Origin of the sequence: Vibrio sp. S9_S30, from assembly GCF_014694455.1 — a bacterium.
In the GTDB taxonomy this organism is placed as follows: domain Bacteria; phylum Pseudomonadota; class Gammaproteobacteria; order Enterobacterales; family Vibrionaceae; genus Vibrio.
The window spans coordinates 1-20645 of the sequence record NZ_JAAUWT010000029.1; the positions used below are offsets into that span (position 1 = coordinate 1).

General features: G+C 48.7%; 7 protein-coding genes and 1 pseudogene. All 8 read right to left on the minus strand.

Going from position 1 to position 20645, the window contains the following annotated elements; genetic code table 11:
- Window positions 1–128: pseudogene (locus HC752_RS22175) on the minus strand (IS982 family transposase); the annotation flags it as partial.
- 97 nt (window positions 129–225) lie between these two features.
- On the minus strand, window positions 226–3555 hold the full coding sequence (gene fabD, locus HC752_RS22180) for an ACP S-malonyltransferase (protein ID WP_190337387.1): 3330 nt from the start codon (window positions 3553–3555) through the stop codon (window positions 226–228).
- A 75-nt stretch (window positions 3556–3630) separates the two neighbouring features.
- Window positions 3631–11931, minus strand: coding sequence for an SDR family NAD(P)-dependent oxidoreductase (locus tag HC752_RS22185; RefSeq protein WP_190337388.1), 8301 nt, complete (start codon window positions 11929–11931; stop codon window positions 3631–3633).
- Window positions 11932–12031: 100 nt separating this feature from the next.
- Entirely contained in the window at window positions 12032–12865 is an 834-nt protein-coding gene (locus HC752_RS22190) for an alpha/beta fold hydrolase (protein WP_190337389.1), read from the minus strand.
- A complete protein-coding gene (locus HC752_RS22195; protein ID WP_190337390.1) occupies window positions 12862–17169 on the minus strand; it encodes a polyketide synthase in 4308 nt (1435 codons plus the stop codon). Before HC752_RS22195 ends, HC752_RS22190 begins: the two co-directional genes overlap by 4 nt.
- Window positions 17170–17173: 4 nt before the next feature.
- Window positions 17174–17953 carry an enoyl-CoA hydratase/isomerase gene (locus HC752_RS22200; RefSeq protein ID WP_202987909.1) on the minus strand — a complete coding sequence of 260 codons (780 nt, stop codon included), beginning with the start codon at window positions 17951–17953 and terminating at the stop codon, window positions 17174–17176.
- A 10-nt stretch (window positions 17954–17963) separates the two neighbouring features.
- Window positions 17964–19229: a hydroxymethylglutaryl-CoA synthase family protein gene (locus HC752_RS22205; RefSeq protein WP_190337391.1), complete on the minus strand. Its 1266-nt coding sequence runs from the start codon at window positions 19227–19229 to the stop codon at window positions 17964–17966.
- A gap of 54 nt (window positions 19230–19283) precedes the next feature.
- The gene (locus HC752_RS22210) at window positions 19284–20552 is read right to left on the minus strand and encodes an IS4 family transposase (protein ID WP_190337392.1); all 1269 of its coding nucleotides are present in this window, start codon (window positions 20550–20552) and stop codon (window positions 19284–19286) included.
- Window positions 20553–20645: the final 93 nt, after the last annotated feature.

Below are 20645 nucleotides of genomic sequence, written 5' to 3' on the forward strand. Positions count from 1 at the left end.
GCTGGGGTAAGTCGACAGGTTCTGCGACGCTTTCTATCCCCACTTTCAATAAGTTGTTGTTGCCATTGCGGAATGAACATCTGGCAAAAATCATCGACATCACAAAATGTTTCTATTAACTTATCCATGCTCGTTCCTTTGAGATCTTATATATTTAGTCAATGATCTGATCTCGGAACGAGCCATTAGTTCCTTCCTAACGAATTTCCTTATCCAGAACTCAGGTTAATCTTGTAATGCCACCTCAGGCACTGCTGCACCTTGTTTAGGCTGCTCCGCGCGAGTCATCAATTGCGCATATTTTTGCGTCATGTACTCTGCGGTACCATCCAATAACAAGTGTGCGATTTCATCAACGTGACGGTTTTGCCACGCCTCAAATCGGGTACCTTTAACCCATTGATTGAACGCCCCAAGGGACGGACCACAGTGAATTTGATAGTCCACTTTATCGGCAGCACCGTTGATGGCAATGCGGTTGGTATGAATGAAATACCAGCGAAATACTAAGGCCATTTTATGCTTGCTGTCTTTTTCGGCGCGCACTATCTCTTGCGGCTTCGCTTTGTTGTAATACTCACACGTTTCTTGATACACGGCATCAAAAGAACGCTTAAAGTATTTCTTCTCTATCAGATCTCGGGTCGCTGCATCTACCTCGTGCCACCCTTGGTGACGCTGCCACAACTCATACAATTTGTTTGCTCTGGCTGGAAAAAAGACGCCTTTTCTCAACACCTGAACTTTTGCACCAATTTCAAACATATCGCCTGCTGGGGCATATCGCGTGTCGTGAATATTGGCGTCTTGCAGCAGCGCTTTCACTTCATCGCTGGTGCCCGCCTCTGGCGAACATTGATTAATTGAACCAGTTAAAATAAAGTCCGCACCGAGCATCAGCGCAGATGCGGCTGACTCTGGCGTACCAATACCGCCTGCTGCACCGACATCGATCTGTGCTCGGTAGTTATACTCGTTGGCAACCCGATCGCGCAGCCTAATGATGGTAGGCAGAATTACCGACAACACACCCATATCTGTGTGTCCGCCTGAATCCGCCTCGACGCAAAGTGAGTCCGCCATCGCAATGGTTTTCGCCAGCTCGGCTTGTTCACGACTCACCAACCCCTGCTCGAGTAATTTTTTAACCACATGAGCGGGAGCGGGTTTCAAAAATTGCTCGGCGACTTCTGGTCTAGAGATCTTAGCCATAATGCGATTCATCGCACGCACATTGCCGTGGGCATCTCGACTCAGACCTTGTAGGCGATAACGTACCAAAGCGGGGGTAACACTGAGAAACGCAGCGGCTTCAATCACAGTGATCCCCTTGCGCATAAACAGTTCAACCGTACGCATTTCTTTGTCCGGGTTTGCCAAGTTACACACCAAATTCATCCCAACCGTCGTAGCACTGCCTAGGGCCTGTTGGATCTCGTCAATATTCTGTGCAATGTTTTCGTCACTTAGCCCGCCAGTGCCAAAGAAAGATAAAAATCCAGCCTTCGCCATACGGATCACCAGTGCCTTTGAGGCAATGCCCTTGTACATCGCCCCCGTTGCGTAGGCATATTGCAAGCCATATTTTTTCTTAAAGTGTTCAGAGCCAAGCTGTCGTGAAGTAAGCGGTGCCACAGCATAAGTCGGGCACGCTCCATTTGCTGGCACAGAGGTAGACTCTTTGCTCTTTACTGATGTGCCATGTGTACTTGTCCAGGCAGTTTGAATTTTTGCCAATAAATTTGTCAGTACTTGACCGTGGCCCACTTCATGAAAATTGCTCACCCCTTTATGCAACAAATATTCTATGCTATCGCACCAGCGCACTGGAGAAGAGATCTGCATTGCTAGAAACTGTTTCAGCTGCGCTACATCATATGGCTGAGCATGCACATTTGAAATAATGACCTTGTTGGGAGTGGCAAATGAAAATTGTGTTAAATAGTCTGCAAAGTGGCGCTGTACTTGTGCCATATAACGAGAGTGAAACGGCGCACTGACATTCAGCGGCACAACCGCAGCACCTTCCTCTTCTAAGCCCAAGGTTAAGCGTGCCAAACTGTCTTTTGGCCCTGCTAATACCAGTTGTGAAGGACTGTTGTAATTGGCAAAGTCAATATCTTTGATGTGTGCGGTATCCATCACTTTCTGGATCACCTCTGGCGCACATTTCATCACCGCGACCATCCCGCCATCGGACATTTGCGCCATCAATTCACCCCGCTTTTTCACCAACCTCAAGCCATCTTCGAAGCTGAATACCCCCGCGGCAAAGAGTGCATTGAATTCACCTAAGCTGTGCCCCATAACCACGTCGGGTTCAGCTTCATTGGCGATTTTGTCTAAATAGCTCAATGCACTGACCGTATACAATGCAGCCTGCGTATATTGTGTGTTGCCCAGCTTACTGACCGGCCCATTCAAACATAGCGCTTTGATTGAATAACCTAAAATCTCATCTGCAGCACGAATTAACTGAGGGTATTTATCGAATAACTCTCGGCCCATGCCCACTTGTTGAGCACCTTGGCCTGGAAACATATACACTTTGGTGGCTGGGTCGATTGCTGTGTTTGTCATGCTCATATTTTTATTACCTTGTTCTGAATGCGAATATGTTGCTATCAACTCGTTGAATAAATCCAAAGTTGCTGCAAAAGGGTTAAGTAACGCAGTGATCTCACACCCGCTCTGGTGCGTGAGGCACCTTTTGGCAAAATTCGCCATCGTGCCTGATGGGCCTAAATCACAAAAGTGGCGGGCACCGAGTTTTTCTGCGGTGGCCACAGCCTGTGGAAATTGAATAACTTGACGGACAACCTGCCAAAAATAATCGCCATCTACTCGCTTCACCAACGCCCCCGTGGTACTGGAGATTAACGGCAGGGAAGGTTCATAAAATCGATACTTTTGACACAACTCGAGAAATGCAGATTTTGCCCGGTTGAGTTTTGATGAGTGGAAAGCTTGAGTGACGGGCAAACGCATAAATGCGTGTCCGTACTGCGGCAATTGTGCTTCAAGCTCCGTCAATGCTGCATTTGACCCCGATACCACGAAGTGCGCATCATAGTTCAGCGCAGCAATTTCAAGGCCGCGCTCCGCCAACTTAAGCTCGCCGCATTGTTGAGGATCTGCCAGAATGGCCGTCATGCCGCCTGTGTCAGCATAGCGTTCAAAAATATCGGCTTGCTCAACCACAAAACGCATGCCTTGTTCTGGCTCAATACAGCCAGCGATGGTGGCCGCCACAACCTCACCCAAGCTCGAGCCCAGTACAAAATCAGGCTTAACCCCGTGTTGTATCAAGCTTGCCGCCAATGCATATTCCAGCATGTAGATAGCGGGGTGAGTATAACGCAACTCATCAAAGACAGGGTTTAGCTTCCCTGTACTCGTGTATAGCTTGGCGAGAATTGACCTCCCCCCAGCTTCAATGGCAACCCTATCCAAGCGTTGCATATTATTGCGAAACGCCGCATTGTTGTTATAGAGTGTCTCGGCCATTTTGTAGTGTTGGGAACCCTGCCCTACGAACATAAATACTAGTGACATAAGCAGCTCTCTTGCTCTGAAGTCAACACGTTAGGGGGACAACAATGATGCGCTATAGCGGCCATTTTTCGATTGTTAAACATCATTTATCTCCCCAGCCTGTGCTGCGAATTGTGGCGTTATCGTCTGGCGTAGGATCTGCGCCACATCCGCTACATTAGCTTTTTCCAATACGCTGTAATGGCCACCTGAGACCAAAACTAGGGGGATGTTTTGTAAGCAATAGCGGCGATATTTCGCCAGTGTTTGTTGGCGGTTTTCGCCTCCCATATGGCTTTGCTTAGCCAACAGCAAGGTAATATCACCGTCGTATTTTTGCGACGGCACATACTGCAATCCCATCAATATCTGCTGCGCATAGGCGTGCATTATCTGCTGCAGATACGCCTTGCTGTGCTCAGTAGACACCGCAGCTTCATCGAGTAAGGCCTGCGCCAGTGGGGCAACCACGTCGTCACCTTGGGCTTGTTTGTGAGCCAGTGTATTTGCTACCTGTGTATCGCGAATAAAAAATTGGAAAAACGCAGACAAGGATATGTCACCTTGCGCGTACAATTCGCTGTCCAGCATAAAAATATGTACTTTACGACCCTCATTGCGCAATAAACAAGCCATTTCATACACGACACTGGCCCCCAAGGAGTGCCCTAGCAAATAGATAGTTTGTTGCTCAGGTAGCGATGACAGCTGAGTCACATAATCCTGTGCCATGACCTGGATGCTGTCGTGCGCAATGCTCGAATCATGAAACCCTCGATAGCCAAAACCATAAAGACGCATACGACCTTGTAACAGTTTCACCAAAGGGGAGAAACTGCTCAACATAGCACCGGCTGCCGGTACGCAGATCAGGGCAGGTCCTGCGCCTTCAGAACCAGAAAGTGACACCATGCCATGCTCAACTTGCAGCTCCTCACCTGCCTGAGAGGCACTTAATTGCTCAGCAAGTGCACGAATACTGTTTGCGGCCATTAAATCATGCGTGGTAACTTGAATGTTGAGTGTCTGGTGAATTTTTTGCTGCCATTGCACCAACTCCACTGAACTGCAACCACTCAGATCCAACGCGCTGGTGAGCGTTAGGTGTGCCTGCTCGGCCATGCTATCCTGCGCCAATCTCAAAAGCTGCTCCTCAAGCTCAGTGTTCGCTGTCAGCTGCTCAGAGCGATCCGCTGATTGGTTGATTTGCTGTTCAAATTCACCAATCCAATGTCGCGTCGCTTTAAATGGGTATCCCGGTAAACTTACCCGTCGCACCACTTCACCCCGATACATATTTTGCCATGCGATAGATAAGCCGTTACACCAAAGTGACGCTAACATACTCAGATCACGAGATTTCAGCCAACCATCTACCACCGTCTGCAACGCGGTGTCGCTTTGCAGCATAGAGACAATCGGTGGGCAACTCGCGCTCGTACCTTGGTACACGCCAGGCGCATTGTATTCACCTTGAGCAATTTGGGTTAGACATTCAACAAATTCGGCTTGCGAATTGACCACCATAGCTACCCGCTCTTCCATCACACTGCGCCCCACTTGCAGTGTGTAGGCAACACGATACAGATCAAGCTGAGGTTCGCGGGCAAGCCAAGTCAGTAAATTGCGCGCTTGGATTGCAATTTGCGGCTGTGTTTTCGCAGACAACAGCATGGCATAAGGACCATCTGTTTGACGTGCGCTTTGGGGATCAGGTGCGCGGTATTGCTCAACAATGACATGTGCGTTGACGCCACCAAATCCAAAAGCGTTGATCCCCGCCACTTTGGGGTCGCGCTGTGAACCGCGTGACCATGGCTCGGCGGTTGCAGGAATATAAAATGGCGACTGTGCAATGTTAATGTGCGGGTTCAATTCATCACTGTGCAAGTTTGCAACCAGATGGTCGTGTTGCATTTGCAAGACAACCTTAAGTAAAGAAGCCATGCCCGATGCCATTTCCATGTGTCCAACATGGGTTTTAACCGAGGCCAGCGCACAACCCCCTTGTTGCGCCCCCTTAAATGCCTTCGTTAGCGCTTGAAACTCAACGGCATCTCCGATTTCAGTACCAGTTCCCTGTGCTTCAACGTAACTAACTTGCGCGGGGTCAATGTTTTTCTCTTCATAACACGCTTTGATCAATGTCGCTTGTGAGTTGGTATTCGGTGCGGCAAATCCGCTTCCTTTGCCGGTATAGCCCACTTTACTATTGCGGATCACAGCAAGGATATTATCTCCATCTCGTTTTGCCTCAGATAAGCGTTTCAATAACACAGTAGCAACGCCTTCACTGCGCACATAGCCATCTGCATTGGCAGCAAAAGCACGGCACTGGCCCACTTCGCTAAGTAGGCCTGCACGGCTCAAATTAATGTGGCCCTGCGCAGTCACTATGACGTTAACGCCCCCGACTAAACATAAGCGACAGTCACCACTGCGCAGCGCTGTGACAGCCCGGTGTAAAGCGACCAGAGCACTCGAACACGCAGTCTCAACAGGTTCACTTGGGCCTTTTAAATTCAAAAAATAGCTGATCCGGTTTGGCCCTAAAGACGGTGCATTGATCGGCCCAGACAATTCCATCGATGCGCCCTCGCCTTGATCACTGGCATTGTTTTCAGAACCATATCCGCTGGTATGCGCAATACCAATGTACACTCCCGTATTTGACCCTGACAGCGATTCCGGCGCATAACCGGCATCTTCAATTGCGTGCCAAGCACTTTGCAACAGTAACCTTTGCTGGGGGTCCATCTGCCTTGCTTCGTGGGAGGAAATACCAAAAAACCCGGCATCAAACTGGTCAATTTGAGCTAAAAATCCGCCCCACTTACTGCGCGTGGCTCGAGGATCTTGTTTGGTATCACCATACACATCGCGCCAATCCCAGCGCTCCTTAGGGATTTCAGTGACGCAGTCTTTCCCTTGTTTCAAATTATCCCAAAATTGTGCAATATCACTGGCGCCAGGAAATTGTCCATCCATACCGATAATAGCGATGCAGTCATCATCTTGGTCAACAGTCGAGTGGCGCGCTTGATGTTCAACTTCTTGCATATCCTCCGCGTACGGTCTAACCGAAGGGTCGACGGGCTGTTGTGAATGCACTGTTTTTACTTTCTCGACGTATTCTACAGGTGCTTTATCATCGCTGTGTGAGTCAGACAGGTGAGCCGCCAGAGCGGATACGGTGTTGATGTCGTAAAAAATCGTGGGCGCCAGCTCTGCTTGGTAGCGATGATTGATCGCCTGAGCTAACTCAGCAAAGCTCACCGAGTCAAAGCCCAACTGATCCAGCGGCGTATGGACGTCGAAGTCATGCTTGGCGATTTTCAACATGTCACTGATCAACACCAACAATGCTTGTGTTATGTCTGAGCGCGCCTCTTTTTGCGACTCAACAACGGTCGCTGAAGGCTGAACAGGCTCCGCACTGCTCACTTGATGCTGCGCGTCACTTAGCAACTCATTCATATGATGAACCAACTCACCAACACAGGTGCACTGATAGAAAACCGTGGTAGACAACTCAACCTCATAGCGAGCACTGAGAGCACTTGCCAACTCAGTCAAAGAAACCGAGTCAAAGCCGATCTGCTCAAATGTCGTGTCCGCATCAATGCTCGCAGCGGGTACTTTGAGCAACTCGCTGATCTCAGCAATAATATCCCCTTCATTGCACGGTGCGCTTGGCGCTGTTTTAGATATTTGCGCGGGAGATTGAGTCGGCGCATGGCTGAGCTGCGTTTGTAAATACGCAACCAGTTCAGCCACTACAGTACACTCATAAAACAACGTAGCAGAGAGCTCTACGTCCAGCGCCTGACTTAAGTGGCTGGCAAGCTCTCCCAATGAAACCGAATCGAAACCAATGTCCGAAAACGCCGTATTACCATCAATACTCGAAGCTGGCACTTTGAGTAACTCACTGATCATCGCGATCACGGTATCTTCACTGAGCGATGGCGCCACCGCCGCAGTGCTGGGATGCTGGGGCACAGCAGTGGTCTCTTGCGCGGTTGCGATCTCATCGCCTTGGGATAGATGCGATTGTAAGTAGTGGGTCAGCTCATCAATTTGAGTGCAGTCATAAAATACACTAACGGGCAGCTCTACCCCTGTCGCTTGGGTCAGCACATTCGCCAATTCACTAATAGAGACTGAATCAAAGCCAATATCAAACAGTGCCGTTGTGCCATCAATGCTCGACTGAGGCACTTTCAGTAAATCACTTACTTCACGGATAACATCTTGCACGTTGAAAGACGCGACGGCTCTACGCTGCGCTGGCTGCTCAGCGGTGTAATACGCATCCACGGTCTGCAATTGGTGCGCGAAGTTTTGGTACGCTTCCCCCGTACCATACAAAACCAGAACCTGTGATACTTTTGCGGCCAACGCGCTCGAAAACGCGTCAAGCCCAGCCTCGGTTGGCAGTGGTATTAATCCAGATGTTTCTTTCAATTCGCGCATCGCATGACGGGGCATTCGCATCCCACCATCTTGCCAAAGCGGCCAGTTGACGGACACACTGTGACCGGAGCACTCCCCGCGTTTAACACGCAGCGCCCTATCGTGGGCAAACCAGTCCATAAACCCGTTTGCCGCCGCATAATCGGCCTGACCTGGCGCACCCAGTACACTGCTGATCGATGAGAACAAGGCAAAAAACTTTAATTCACATGTACGCGTCGCAGCGTCCAAATTGACGAGCCCTTGCACTTTTGGCGATAGCACTCGATCCATATGCTGTGGCGATTTTCTGACGATCATGCCATCTTGTAATACCCCCGCGGCATGCAAAACCCCGGTGATTTGACCAAACTCTTCCAACACCTGTGCAATGGCATCTTCCACCTCGTTTGATCGCGAGAGATCAATCGCTTGATAATGCACCCTATCGCCCTGCGCATTGCACTGTGAAAGCCACTGTTGGCGCGCTAAATCCAGCTCGCCACGACCCCATAGGATCACCTTACTGGTTTGGGTCTGGGCAAGAATAGTCTGGGTAAATATTTTACCAAGGCCACCAAAACCACCGCTGATCAGGTACACCCCTTGCTCCTGCCACGGCGACACGGCTTTTTCAACTGCTGGCAAAGCCTGCCAGCGCCTGATGTCACACTGTTGCGACTTCAGTTCAATGCAACTGGGCTTGTGTGTGTGAGCATTGTGTATGATCTGCTTTTCAACCTCAGCGCCAGAGTCCGCCATGATCACATCAGCAAATTTAATCACATGCTCGTGAATGGCCGCTTCGAGCATCGGCAACAGCCCCGCATACATGCGCTGGTCTGTACCTGGTGGCGCGACCAATTGGATGCGCTTAGGCTTGGTCCCTTGATGCTGAATGACTTGTTGTAACACCGCCAGCAGTGCTTGTGCATAGTGCAGATAATGATCCGCACTACACAGAGAAGCCTTCGACGCTTCGGCAGGTGCATCGATACACACCACCTCTGCACCTGTAAAACGCGCGCGCAATTGAGCAGACCACTGTGCTGCATCGCCCAGTAAAACAACCCAGGTTGTATCGCCGTTAAAGTTATCCGTTGTTGCTGCGGCGAAAGGCTTTGACTGCCACGTCGGTGACAAGAGTTTGATTTCCCCACAAGGCTCTGCTTGCTCTGTTTTTGACGGTCTGCACTCCTCGACCTGCTCCTTTTTCACAGGTGTCGATGACTTCATCACCCGTGCAGTATAACCGAGCAATTGCAAGCACACATTGCCCTGTTCATCACACAGTGACAAATCAATAACCTGAGTGCTGACCGTACACTGTTTGGCATCAAGTATGACCCACACAGTTTCTGGCAAGGGGGCATATTCTTTCACTTGATTGAGCACAAAGGGGACCATAGGTCCTTGTTGAGAGTCAGCTTCCTCTACGTAGGGCTGTTCGCCAAGATAAAAGCCCAAAATACAATGCAGTGCTGAGTCGAGTATTTCCGGGCGCCACTTCATCTTTTGAGATGGCTGCGGCTGTGGCTGCTGCGCTTTCAGTCGTCCCACCACGTATGATCCACTGCGCTGCAGTGACTCAACCCCACGAAATGCCGATCCATAGTCAAGCCCAGCCTGCAAAAACTGACCATAGAATGTCTGCTTATCGACCTCAATCGTCTTACCCTTCTCGCACAACTGCGCTAACTCAGGCACCTTGCTGGGTGCTTCGCGCTCACCTAAATTGATAGCCCCACGACAAAAGTCTCCACTGGATGGGTCGAGCAAATCGTAAATTCTAAACCGCGTACGCTGCCCTGCTTGTGGTAGGCAAGACAATTCGATCACAACCTGTTTGCTCTGACCATCAAATATCATCGGGCGACGCCAAGTTACATTGTCTATTGAGTAATGCTGATGTTCCTCTAATAAGGTGCTAAGCGCCTCTCTTACTAGCTCCAGATATGCCACACCAGGCAGGATCGGGTTTTGGTTGACCACATGTTGTGCGATAAAATACTCACTGCCGGTCAAAGGTATAATCGATTGCAAAGGCTTTAAGTAAGACGCCGTCTGCTCGCGCACAGGCGCTGCATTTTCAGCCAGCGCTTCAAGTTGCGCTAATGGTGGATAAGTACGCTCAACATCGGTGTCAGGTACCCAGTAACGCTGCTTTGCAAAGGGGTATCCGGGTAAGCTCACTTTGTTTGGCAGTGTGCCATCATATAAGGTTCTCCAGTCAACTGGGTAACCTTGGATCCACAACCCTACCAAGGCGGGCCAATCCGCCTCAGACAAGAGATCAGCATAGACTAGATTATTGGCAGTAATAAATGCATCCAACGCTTTGCCTTTGATAATTTCTCCATACCAGCGCTGGGTCGGTTTGCTAATGTCATCAAATTGATGCTCTAGAACATCGGCGAGTTGCTGGGTAAGCTCATCCATTGAATTTGCTGCGAGGGCAAGTCGGTGCTCATGATGCGCTCTACCAACTTGCAAAGTACTGGCGATACTACGAAGGTCCTGCACATCGTGGACACTCTGACCAGTGTGTTCAAGCGTGGTGTGCAATCGCCTTACCGCTCTGTGCAACTGCTCAGTACTTTTAGCCGACAACACGATATAACTTGGCACAGATACGGATTGTTGCTCAACGGGCGTCTCTGCGACATACTCCTCAACCACCATATGCGCATTTGAACCGCCAGCGCCAAATGCTGAGATACCCGCTACGCGCTTTTTCCCCTCAGCAACTTGCCACGGCTGTGCTTCACGTGGCACGTCAAACGGAGAGTTATCAAAATCAATATAGGGGTTGCGTGTTTGTGAGTGAATAGAGGGGACAATGGTTTTATAGCGCATTTGCAGCAAAACCTTCGTTAATCCGGCAATGCCTGATGCACTTTCACAGTGACCAATATTAGATTTGATAGAGCCTATCAAACACGCCGCTTCGCCCTGCGCATTCTTAGCCAGATAATCCTCGTTATATGCCCTTTGTAAACCATCGACTTCAATCACATCTCCTATTGCGGTGCCTGAACCGTGCGCCTCAATATAACTGATGGGATCAGACGCCGTTTTTGCCAACGCTTGGCTTATTACCTCTGCCTGCGAAGATGCTTTTGGTACGGTATACGTTCTCGACGCGCCGCCATGGTTGATGGCCGTCGCTAGGATCACCCCATAGATATGATCACCATCTTCGAGGGCATCAGCGAGGGGTTTGAGCAACACAGCCCCAACGCCTTCAGAAGCCACATAGCCTGTCGCTTTATCCCCAAAACTATGACAGCGCCCGGTTTTCGATGAAAAACGCCCCGCACTATGTAAAATAAACTTATTGGGGTGCAGTGTTAGGTTGACGCCACCTGCGATGGCGGCACGGCACTCGCCGTTTAAAATACTTTGACACGCTAAGTGTACCGAGCTGATGGAGCCCGAGCACATGGTATCAATGGTCATGCTAGGACCGGTAAAATTACAAAAGTAAGACACCCCATTAGTAATAGAAGCATTGAGTGCAGAAACCGGTGTATTGGCCTGACTGTACATCAAATATTCATTGTACTCTACCGCGCAAAATACCCCTACAGGCCCTCTCTCTGAGAGCCCTTCACACGAGTATCCAGCATCTTCAACAGTGTGATAGGCACACTGGAGAAATTGCCTTTTCTGAGGATCGGTCAGCTCGGCAACTTTTGGCGCCATATTAAAGAACAAGGGGTCAAATTGATCTACATCATTGATGAACCCACCCCATTTACTATAACTTTTACCATACACCCGATTACCTGGCTGATGATACAAAGCATGATCCCAACGCGTTTTGGGTATTTCCGTGACGGTATCTTTGCCTTGTTTGAGGTTTTCCCACAATTCATCTAGGTTGTCTGCGCCTGGGTATTTTCCTGATATCCCAATGATCGCTATTTTTTGGTTGCTCACTCCGATCCCCTTCTGTCAATATTTTGCACCGTCCCAAACCCAAGCTTTTACCAAGCACCGTGGTGACGATTAAATGCTTTTCTGTGCGTACTTCGCGTGTTTAATGGCCGTTTAAAATTAAGTCTTCGCAGACCTCTGCGGTGTCGGTAAACAGATTGTAATGCCCCCAATTAGCAAAAATTTTATATTCGGCATCCGGAATAATTTCGGCAAGCGCCACGGACTCTTGCCAGGCGACCATATCATCGTTACCTCCACCGACAATGAAGGTTGGGCTGCTGATCTGTTCAGTTAAGGTGCGACTGATCTTAAATTCGTGGGTGGTATTGACCAGGTGGGCAAACCGTAGAAACGCCTCTTTACCGCTATTGAACGGTGCTTGGATCATCTGTTGGTAGTGCTTATTATCAATACGCGCCAATTTTTTTTGCATGCTTTTTGTGTTATACGCCACGATGTTTTGATGGAGAAAATCAAGCTTCTTCTCATCGTGGATCAACATGCGGCAAACCTGACCTATGGTATCGCCCGTGAGCCCCGGCGTGCCTTGATTAAAGAAATTTGGCGCATTGAATAGCACCATTTTTTCGATTAAACATGACTCTTGTGCCGCAGCAACCAAAGCAATTTGGATCCCCGTACACCACGCAACCAAGGTGAACGAGGGCAAGGCTAACTCGGTCACAATACTGGTTAAGTCTTGAACTTGATCCTGTACGGAATACTCGCGAAAACGCTCATCGTATACACCAGGAAACCCCCGACGTCGCCAGGTCACAAAATTATGACCGCGCGCCACCATGGCATCAGACAACGCCTGTGTAATACAGCTGTCGACACCCAGCGCATTGATGAAGACCACTGTAGGCTTGGTGTTATCAAACTGATTGAGGTTAACGTCCAGCATTAATCCGTCATGTGCTTGTACTTTCATAGAGGTGTTTCCAGTTCCAAATTTTGCTGCGCAGATTGCGCGATCGATTGATGTGAGCTCGGCAAGTTATCTACCTTTGACCAAATATCGCAACTGCGATCTTGCCATGCATCCACAAATGAACTCAGGCACTCATTATACGCCTGCTCAGCTGCCAGCTTGTCGCGCCCTCTGAGCTTAAAGTACTCATCCGTCGCACTGGCATAGGCGGATATGGCCAGTACAGCTCCCATACCCGCTACAGGTGAACCCGTTCCCGACGCATCTCCGGTAAGCATGATGTTTTTACTGATAAAGGTACTCGCCCGTGAATATTGCACATCTATGGGTTTGCTGATCCACAACACCTCTCCTACCGAGTTTTGCTGTGAGTCACTGAAGAATTGCGCGCGCTGTGCAAGCTGCTCTGCGCTTGGCAGTTCACCATTAGCACTGTACACCGCTACACCTAGTTCATCACGATTTGGATAAAAGAGCCCAAATGCACAACCTGATAACTGTTGTTCAGCATCAAAAGAGAATTTGTAGTTAAGTGTTGATCTATCTCCAACGGCACGGCAGTGATAGATATACCAACACTCCTCTCCCTTATTGGACGTTTCAATGTCGTAACATATCCCCATAGCCTGCGCATTTGAACTGCACTCGCCATCGGCTAAGATCACCAATTCTGGTGTGACAGTGGAAGTTGACCCCAACTGTAAATTATTCAATGTTACGCTGGCTTGCTCAAGCTTTGTCGGCACCACTTTTGCTTCCACATTAAAGTAAATACGCACGCCCTGTTCACGTGCAGCAATCAGCAGTACATCTTGCAGATCAGCCAAAGAGATAGCCAATACAGACTCGCCCACAAACTCATCATAGGCACTCTTATGGGGGGTACCAGCCGCAGTGAGTTGGGTCGTCGCTAACTGTGCCTCATCTATCTCTTTTTGATAATAACGCGTAGACTCATTGTCACTGCGGGTATAAAAGAAGTTGTGCTGTGCTATCGGCGTGCCGCGCTCGATAAGCTGCGTCAGTACACCAAAGCGTTGTAAATAAGGCAGTGCGTTTTGATATATGGTGACCATTTGCATCCGGTCAACGGCCTTGCGTTTATCAAACAAGTAAACCCGTTCCACCCCATTGAGCACGGCGCTCAACGCTGCCATGATCCCTGCCGGACCTGCACCGATCACCACCACACTGTGTTCATCAATCTCGTCTAACAACTGTGTGGCGCTGTTCTCGTATTCAAAGCGGTAACCACTGCTCGTGGCCTGAGAGATATAGTCCGGAAGGTCACTTGGCATTTGCTTAGCTCCTACCATCTGAGCCGGTGCTGGTTGCACGCGTTCAATCACAGTAATCAGATCAGACACACTGTCGGCTTGAAGTAACTCACTGCCCACTTGAGCTTCGTCGAGTTGTTCAATACCATCGCAAAGCGCTGACACTATCAACATTTTGGTCACTGACGTGACACCTAAGGCTTTGAGTGACGTTGTCAGCTGTAGCTCATCACGGCTAAGACCTAAGATTTGTCCAACCGTCTCTACCACTAACTCAGCCACTTCTGTTTGATGTGATGGCTGCACCAAATTGGCATCACTGGCCTGCGCAATATCAGTGGCAGACAATGCTGGTTGAGCCGGTGTATCTATCTGCTGTGCACTGTTCAGTGATGGTTTTTGCGCCGCTTTGGGTAGCCAACAATGACGACGCGCAAACGGATAAGTCGGCAATGCAATGATCTGAGGCAGGACACTATGCTGCTCACCATAAAGAGACGCCCAACTCAGCTGTCCTCCTTGCACCCATAACTTGGCCTGTTTTAACAATTCAGTATCGTTCTCAACGTCTAGCTCTATGGATGCATGGCGCGACGTGTGTTCAATATCATGAAAAAAGACCTGCGCCTGTGCCTTACCATCTAGCCACGCTGCGAGGTATTCACGCAACTGTTCAATGGTGTTAACCACACAACTCAACCGAGTCGGCATGGCCTCTCTGCCTTCTATCAGCGTATACGCTAAATCGTCGAGATGAATGTCTTGCTCCGTGCTGAAATGCACCATATGACGTGTCACCAACTCCTTGAGACGTGTCTCATTTTGCGCTGAAAACACCATTACTCGATCACGGCGTACACCTTCTACTTTGGTTGCTGACTTTGCAGTTAGACACTCCTCTAGCACCATACAACAACCCGAACCACCTGCACCCAAGGTATTGATCATCGCACTTCTGGGCTGCTCAGCTGCTGTCGTCCACGGGGCAAACTTGTCTTGGATAGTAAATGGAGCATTGTCTAAATCGAGTTTGGGATTGAGTGGCGTATGCAAGATCGAAGGGGTCAATACCCCGTGCTTCAACTGCATGGCGACTTTGATTAGCTGCGTCAGCCCTGATGCAGCTTCAGCATGGCCGATACTCGATTTAACGGTGCCTATGGGCAGTTTTCTATTACCTAGGGCGTCACAAAACACCTGCTTCATCGCTTGAATTTCAGCGCTGTCTGACACCGTCGCGCCCGCAACTGAAGTTTCAACATAGTGTATCTGCTGTGGCGTCACTTTGGCCGTTTGCAGGCACCCGGCCATTAAGCGTGTTAGAGCATCGGGATCAGAGACATTAAATCCATCCGTAGTGCCTTTATGGTCGGTATGCACGCCTTTGATCACGGCCAGTACTTCATCATTATCTTGTATCGCATCGCGCAAAGGCTTCAATAACACCGCACCGACCGTCTCGGCGGGAATAAACCCACCTGACTCACCAAACCCTCGCACAGTACTTTGCTCAGCCAGCAATTGAGACTGACTTAACGCCTGGTATTTGTAGCCGTGAATAGATAAATTAGTGGCCCCCACAATGGCTAGCCGGCAAGCCCCACTGAGTAGGTTTTGACAGGCAAGATAAATTGCACTGGCAGCCCCCGAGCACATGGTGTCCACCGCCATGCTTGGTCCATGCAGGTCAAAAAAGTGAGAAATACGGTTGGCCATACTAGAGAGCGATGACATGGCCACCATCGCTTTTTTATCTTGCTCGGTGTCAAAAGCATGATACTGCTGATACATAGATGCGGTGTAGACCGCCACCTTGTGCTCGTATTGTTGTGCCAATTTTTGTTTGGTGTAGCCGCGACTTTCCAGTAGGTTCCAAACCTCTTCTAAGAGCAAACGCTCTTGTGGGTCCATCAACTGTGCTTCGCGCGGGGAGATCTTAAAAAATAGTGGATCGAACTTATCAACTCCGTGAATAAACCCACCCCAACGACATGCCAACGCAGCACTTTCAGAGCCAAATAACGCCGCTCGCTCCTCGGGAATATCAATAACACAATCCATGCCTTGTTGCAGGTTTTGCCAAAATTTAGCAACGTTTTCAGCCTCTGGAAAACGCCCCGCGACACTGACGATCGCGATATCTTGCTCAGACACCGATGCTGCTGTGGTGTCACGATGTGCTGCACTCTCAGTGCGCTCGCTGTGCGCTATGGTCTCACTCGGGGCGCTATCCATTGCATTGGATGCGCGAGCTGGTGCGGAGCTTGGCTGGCCGAATAGCCGCTTGATATTGTCCGTCACCTCAGGTTGATGCATAGTCTGAGCATGCATAGCTAGCTCTTGCTCAATAAATGTTGGCAGCTTGTCGCGCACCTGCTGACATAGGTGTTTTTTCAATAGAGAGACTGAGCGCAGCGGCTTTTGGGCGATTAAGTCAGCCAGTTCGTAAGCTCGACTTAGCACGCTTTTTCGCGGCAGTACTTGCAGCCCCACCCCGCGTTGTTGTAATTCATCACCGCGATATTGATTGGCACTTAATAACATCTCACTGCCCAGATCCACGCCCAGCTTGGTGGGCACTATCAAGGTCGACCCCATCCCAGGGGTAAACCCATATTTCATAAAGTTGAGGGTGTAATAGCTCTCTTTGCTGAGCAACACGATGTCGGAGAATAACCCCATCACAAATCCGCCGCCAATGGCGTGCCCCTGAATGGCTGATATCACTGGCACCCGACACTCTAATGGCAAGCTATAAATATTGACGTCGCTAAAGTTGCCCTGTGTGTCATTTAACGACAGCAGGCTATCCTGAGTGCCACCACTACAAAAATAGCTGTCGAAGCCGGTGATAATGACCGCTTTGCAAGTTCGATTTTCCTCTATTTTTTTATACGCTTGCATCAACCCTGACAAAATATCACGGCTAAACATATTTTTATTGTCACGGTCTTCCATGGTGATCTGGACAACACCGTTATTCTGCTCGATGATGGAAACAACCGAGTTGATGATTATTTTTGTCATTGTTTTAACTTTCCCATGGCAGCTTGCCGCTGTCCACATAACGTCCAATATTGGTTACCACAGAAGGCAAAGAAAACGTTGCTCGATTTTCCTGTACCGCGATCGGCTCGTGTTCAAGTAATTGTGGGTTCAATGTATTCATATAGTGTTTGTGCCGTATTATGCCATCACGAGGTAAGCGTCTTAGACGCAGTAAATGTCGTCTTAGCAACTCATCTAAGTCATCGGACACGGCGTCCGCCAGTCCCCAATTGGCAACATCGTGGGCGTTAAAAGGGGAGGTCATCAAGGTCATATAGTTGGCTTTTTGCCAGCCAACTTTTTTGATCAAAAATGGCATGACACAGGCGGGCAAAATCCCAAAGATGAGTTCTGACAAACTATATTGTGCGCGGCTACCTGACAATACAATGTCACATGCTGCAACAAATCCCATCCCGCCGGCATTGACCCGACCTTCAACCACGGCAATGGAAATAAATGGTCCCAGCGCAATTCGCTTCCACAGCGTGTACAGTATACTTGGGTCGTGTTCACTGCCCTGCTGGTTGTCTGTGTACTCTTGCTTGTCCATCCAAGAAAAGTCAGCGCCGAAACAAAACACGTCCGGCAGTCCTTTGATAACCAATATGTTGCTGCGCGACTCGCAGTCGTCGATCACCCGCTGGCACTCTTCAATCATTTGCTTATTCAAAGTATTCTTATGGTTAGGTCGGTTAAATTGGAGCGTACATATCCCCGCATTATGACTAACCTTGATCATCTCATACGTCACGATTGACACTCACACATCTTTATTGGAATTCATATTCTCGATGAAAATTATTGATCCGCTTCAAATACAAACGTGGACTCAACTGCTGTTGTTGTTGGATCTTATCGGTGATTGGGCATTCAACCACCACATCTTGGGTACCAAAGCGCACATCTTTGTTTTGTCGTAAAGATCTTTCATACTCTTCGATGGAGAGCTGATAGCGACTATCCAAATGCGATGCGATATCCAGTGACTTTAAGCGTGCTTGCCCCTGCTCGGTGACAATACCACTGTAAAATTCAGAGCAGCATCCTGAACCATAGGCAAAACACCCTATCCGTCTGGGCGTGCTGAAATCCCCCGCTTCTATCACCCCCGCCAAAGACACGTACAACGCCCCGCCCATAATGTTACCAATGCGCTGACAATAGGTCAGTCCGGGCGTCACCCGCTGGTTATAATCGGCTTCGATTTGCGCCGGTGGTTGCTGCGCAAATTTTCTCATCAACGAGCGGTGCGCACCTTTAACCATGCCGCCAAATGGAGTATGAAATGCCAAATAGTCAAATGTATGTGCGTAGTTCGCCCCGTCAACACGTTGCTGGTACTGCAAAAAAGTTTGTTCACAACAATCTAAATAAGACATCAAAGAGATATCTGCATTGCCCGCTTCACTGTCTGGCTGAGGTCGGCAGGTATCCATGACCTCATAAGAGTAATAGCCGCTGGCTCCAACATCCAACCTAAAAATTTCCGGTTTATTGCTGATCAGCATTGCCACTGCGCCAGCGCCACCCGAAGGCTCTGAAAACGCCCAATCTTTTTCATTGACGTCCTCTTCTCCTAAAACCATGAATCGACAGAGATCCACCGCAATCACTAAAGCTTTAGCACCAGGTGAGGTGTTAGACAAAATGAAATTCGCTGCATTATGTAAACCAACCGTACCTGAGTAGCACGCTTGTTTTACCTCAAACACCCGGCAATTTTTATTCAAGCCAAGGTGATCATGAACATAGGTGCTAATGGATTTACCAAAATCAATGCCTGACTCAGTACAGGTGATCAGCATTTCGATGCTGTTTTTTTCTTCCTCACTCAATGCATCCAAAATGGGCTTGGCAGCATTGACGGCGAACGTGACCGGATCTTCACTGGCCAGTGCCACGGTTTTTTCTGACATCAATAGATTGTTAAAGCGTGCGATATCAAGTTCGCGGTGATCGATCAGTTTACGTACATCCAAACACGCTGTGCCCGCATATACATTCATCGCTTCAATCCCTACTTCACTGCATTCCATTACTTACTCCTACTCACGTATTGTCAAGGTTTAGTGATACACATAGACTGAACCTTAAGCATTAAGCCCCGCATAAATCCCATCTAACGTAATGTTTTCCCTAGATTTCCTTTGGGCGGATTTTTGGGCGTTCTTTAATATATAACTGGCAGCCCATTCCAGCTTATTGACGATTTCCGACCATGCTTTGTGGCTGATACACTCAAATATTGGTAACAGCCACACATCCACATTTTTTGCCGCTTTAAACAGTGAGATCGATGGCATTATCTGAAGTGCTGTGCTGCGCCTAATGATCAGCGCGAGTAAACTGACCCAGATAAGTCCATCAACGATTGCCTTTTGAGCTGTGACAAATCGTTGCCAGTTTGTGTGAGATTTTAACTCTTTAAAAAGCAACTCCACCTGCCATCGGCAGCGGTAGATTGCCATGATGTCATCAGCGGTATAAGTGTCCGAAGGCAAGTTAGTTAACCAAATGCAGAATCGTTTTTCTTCTGTAAACCAACGTCTTACAACTCTAAATTTCTGCTTACCACGGCGAACTTTCAGGTCTAGCACCTGCGAGCGATTAGTGCCTCGAGTGATGTCTTTAAGCTTCTTCCCTTCTAGTTTAGGTAAACGCCGACCTTGACCATTTCTCGCTTCAATCACATGAGGGTTCAGAGATTTGGCTCCGCGAAAAATATAGAAGCCACCATACTGCTCAAGCTCGGCAAAGAACTGGAAGTCAGGATACCCTGCGTCTGCTAACAGCAATTTGTTATTCATCGTTTTGGGTTCAGGTAAAAAATCTCTTTCTGATGCCGTATCAGCACTGATGCTCATTGCAACTGGAGAAAAGCTTTTTAAAGACATAGTCATATGACATTCAACCGCAGCAGGATTTTGTTTAAATCGACTCGGGTAAACGTCAGCGAGGTCACGATGAACATGAAAGGAACTTCCATCTTGAAGCAGCACGTCATCAAAAGCCGCGAGCTTATCTGGTAGGGTGGTACTTTGCTGGCGAACTAACTGTGCTATCGCTCTGATGACCAACTGGCGCATGAATTGCGGAAAATCCTCTTTTCGTGGTTGATTATGAAATGGCTTGTAGGCCACATAATCTTCACTGCTCAAGCACATCCGATTGAATTGCCTAAGCAAATCAGCAATAGATGCGCAATTCCCCTTACGCAACGCGGTCACTAAGCTTAATACTAACTGCTCGGGTAAAATAGCCCGACACCTTTTCATGAAGCCTGTACTTTTCGCGATTTTTTGAAGGCTGTCAGAATTAAAGAATTGCTTAAATTCTTTTTGTAAGGAAATAATCGTCATCGGCTTCAAGGTTGATGTAGGTGGTTTGTTTGACGACGATTATCAGATCATAAATGAAGCCTTTTTTCTATCTAAATAAACCGCTTAGCTCTT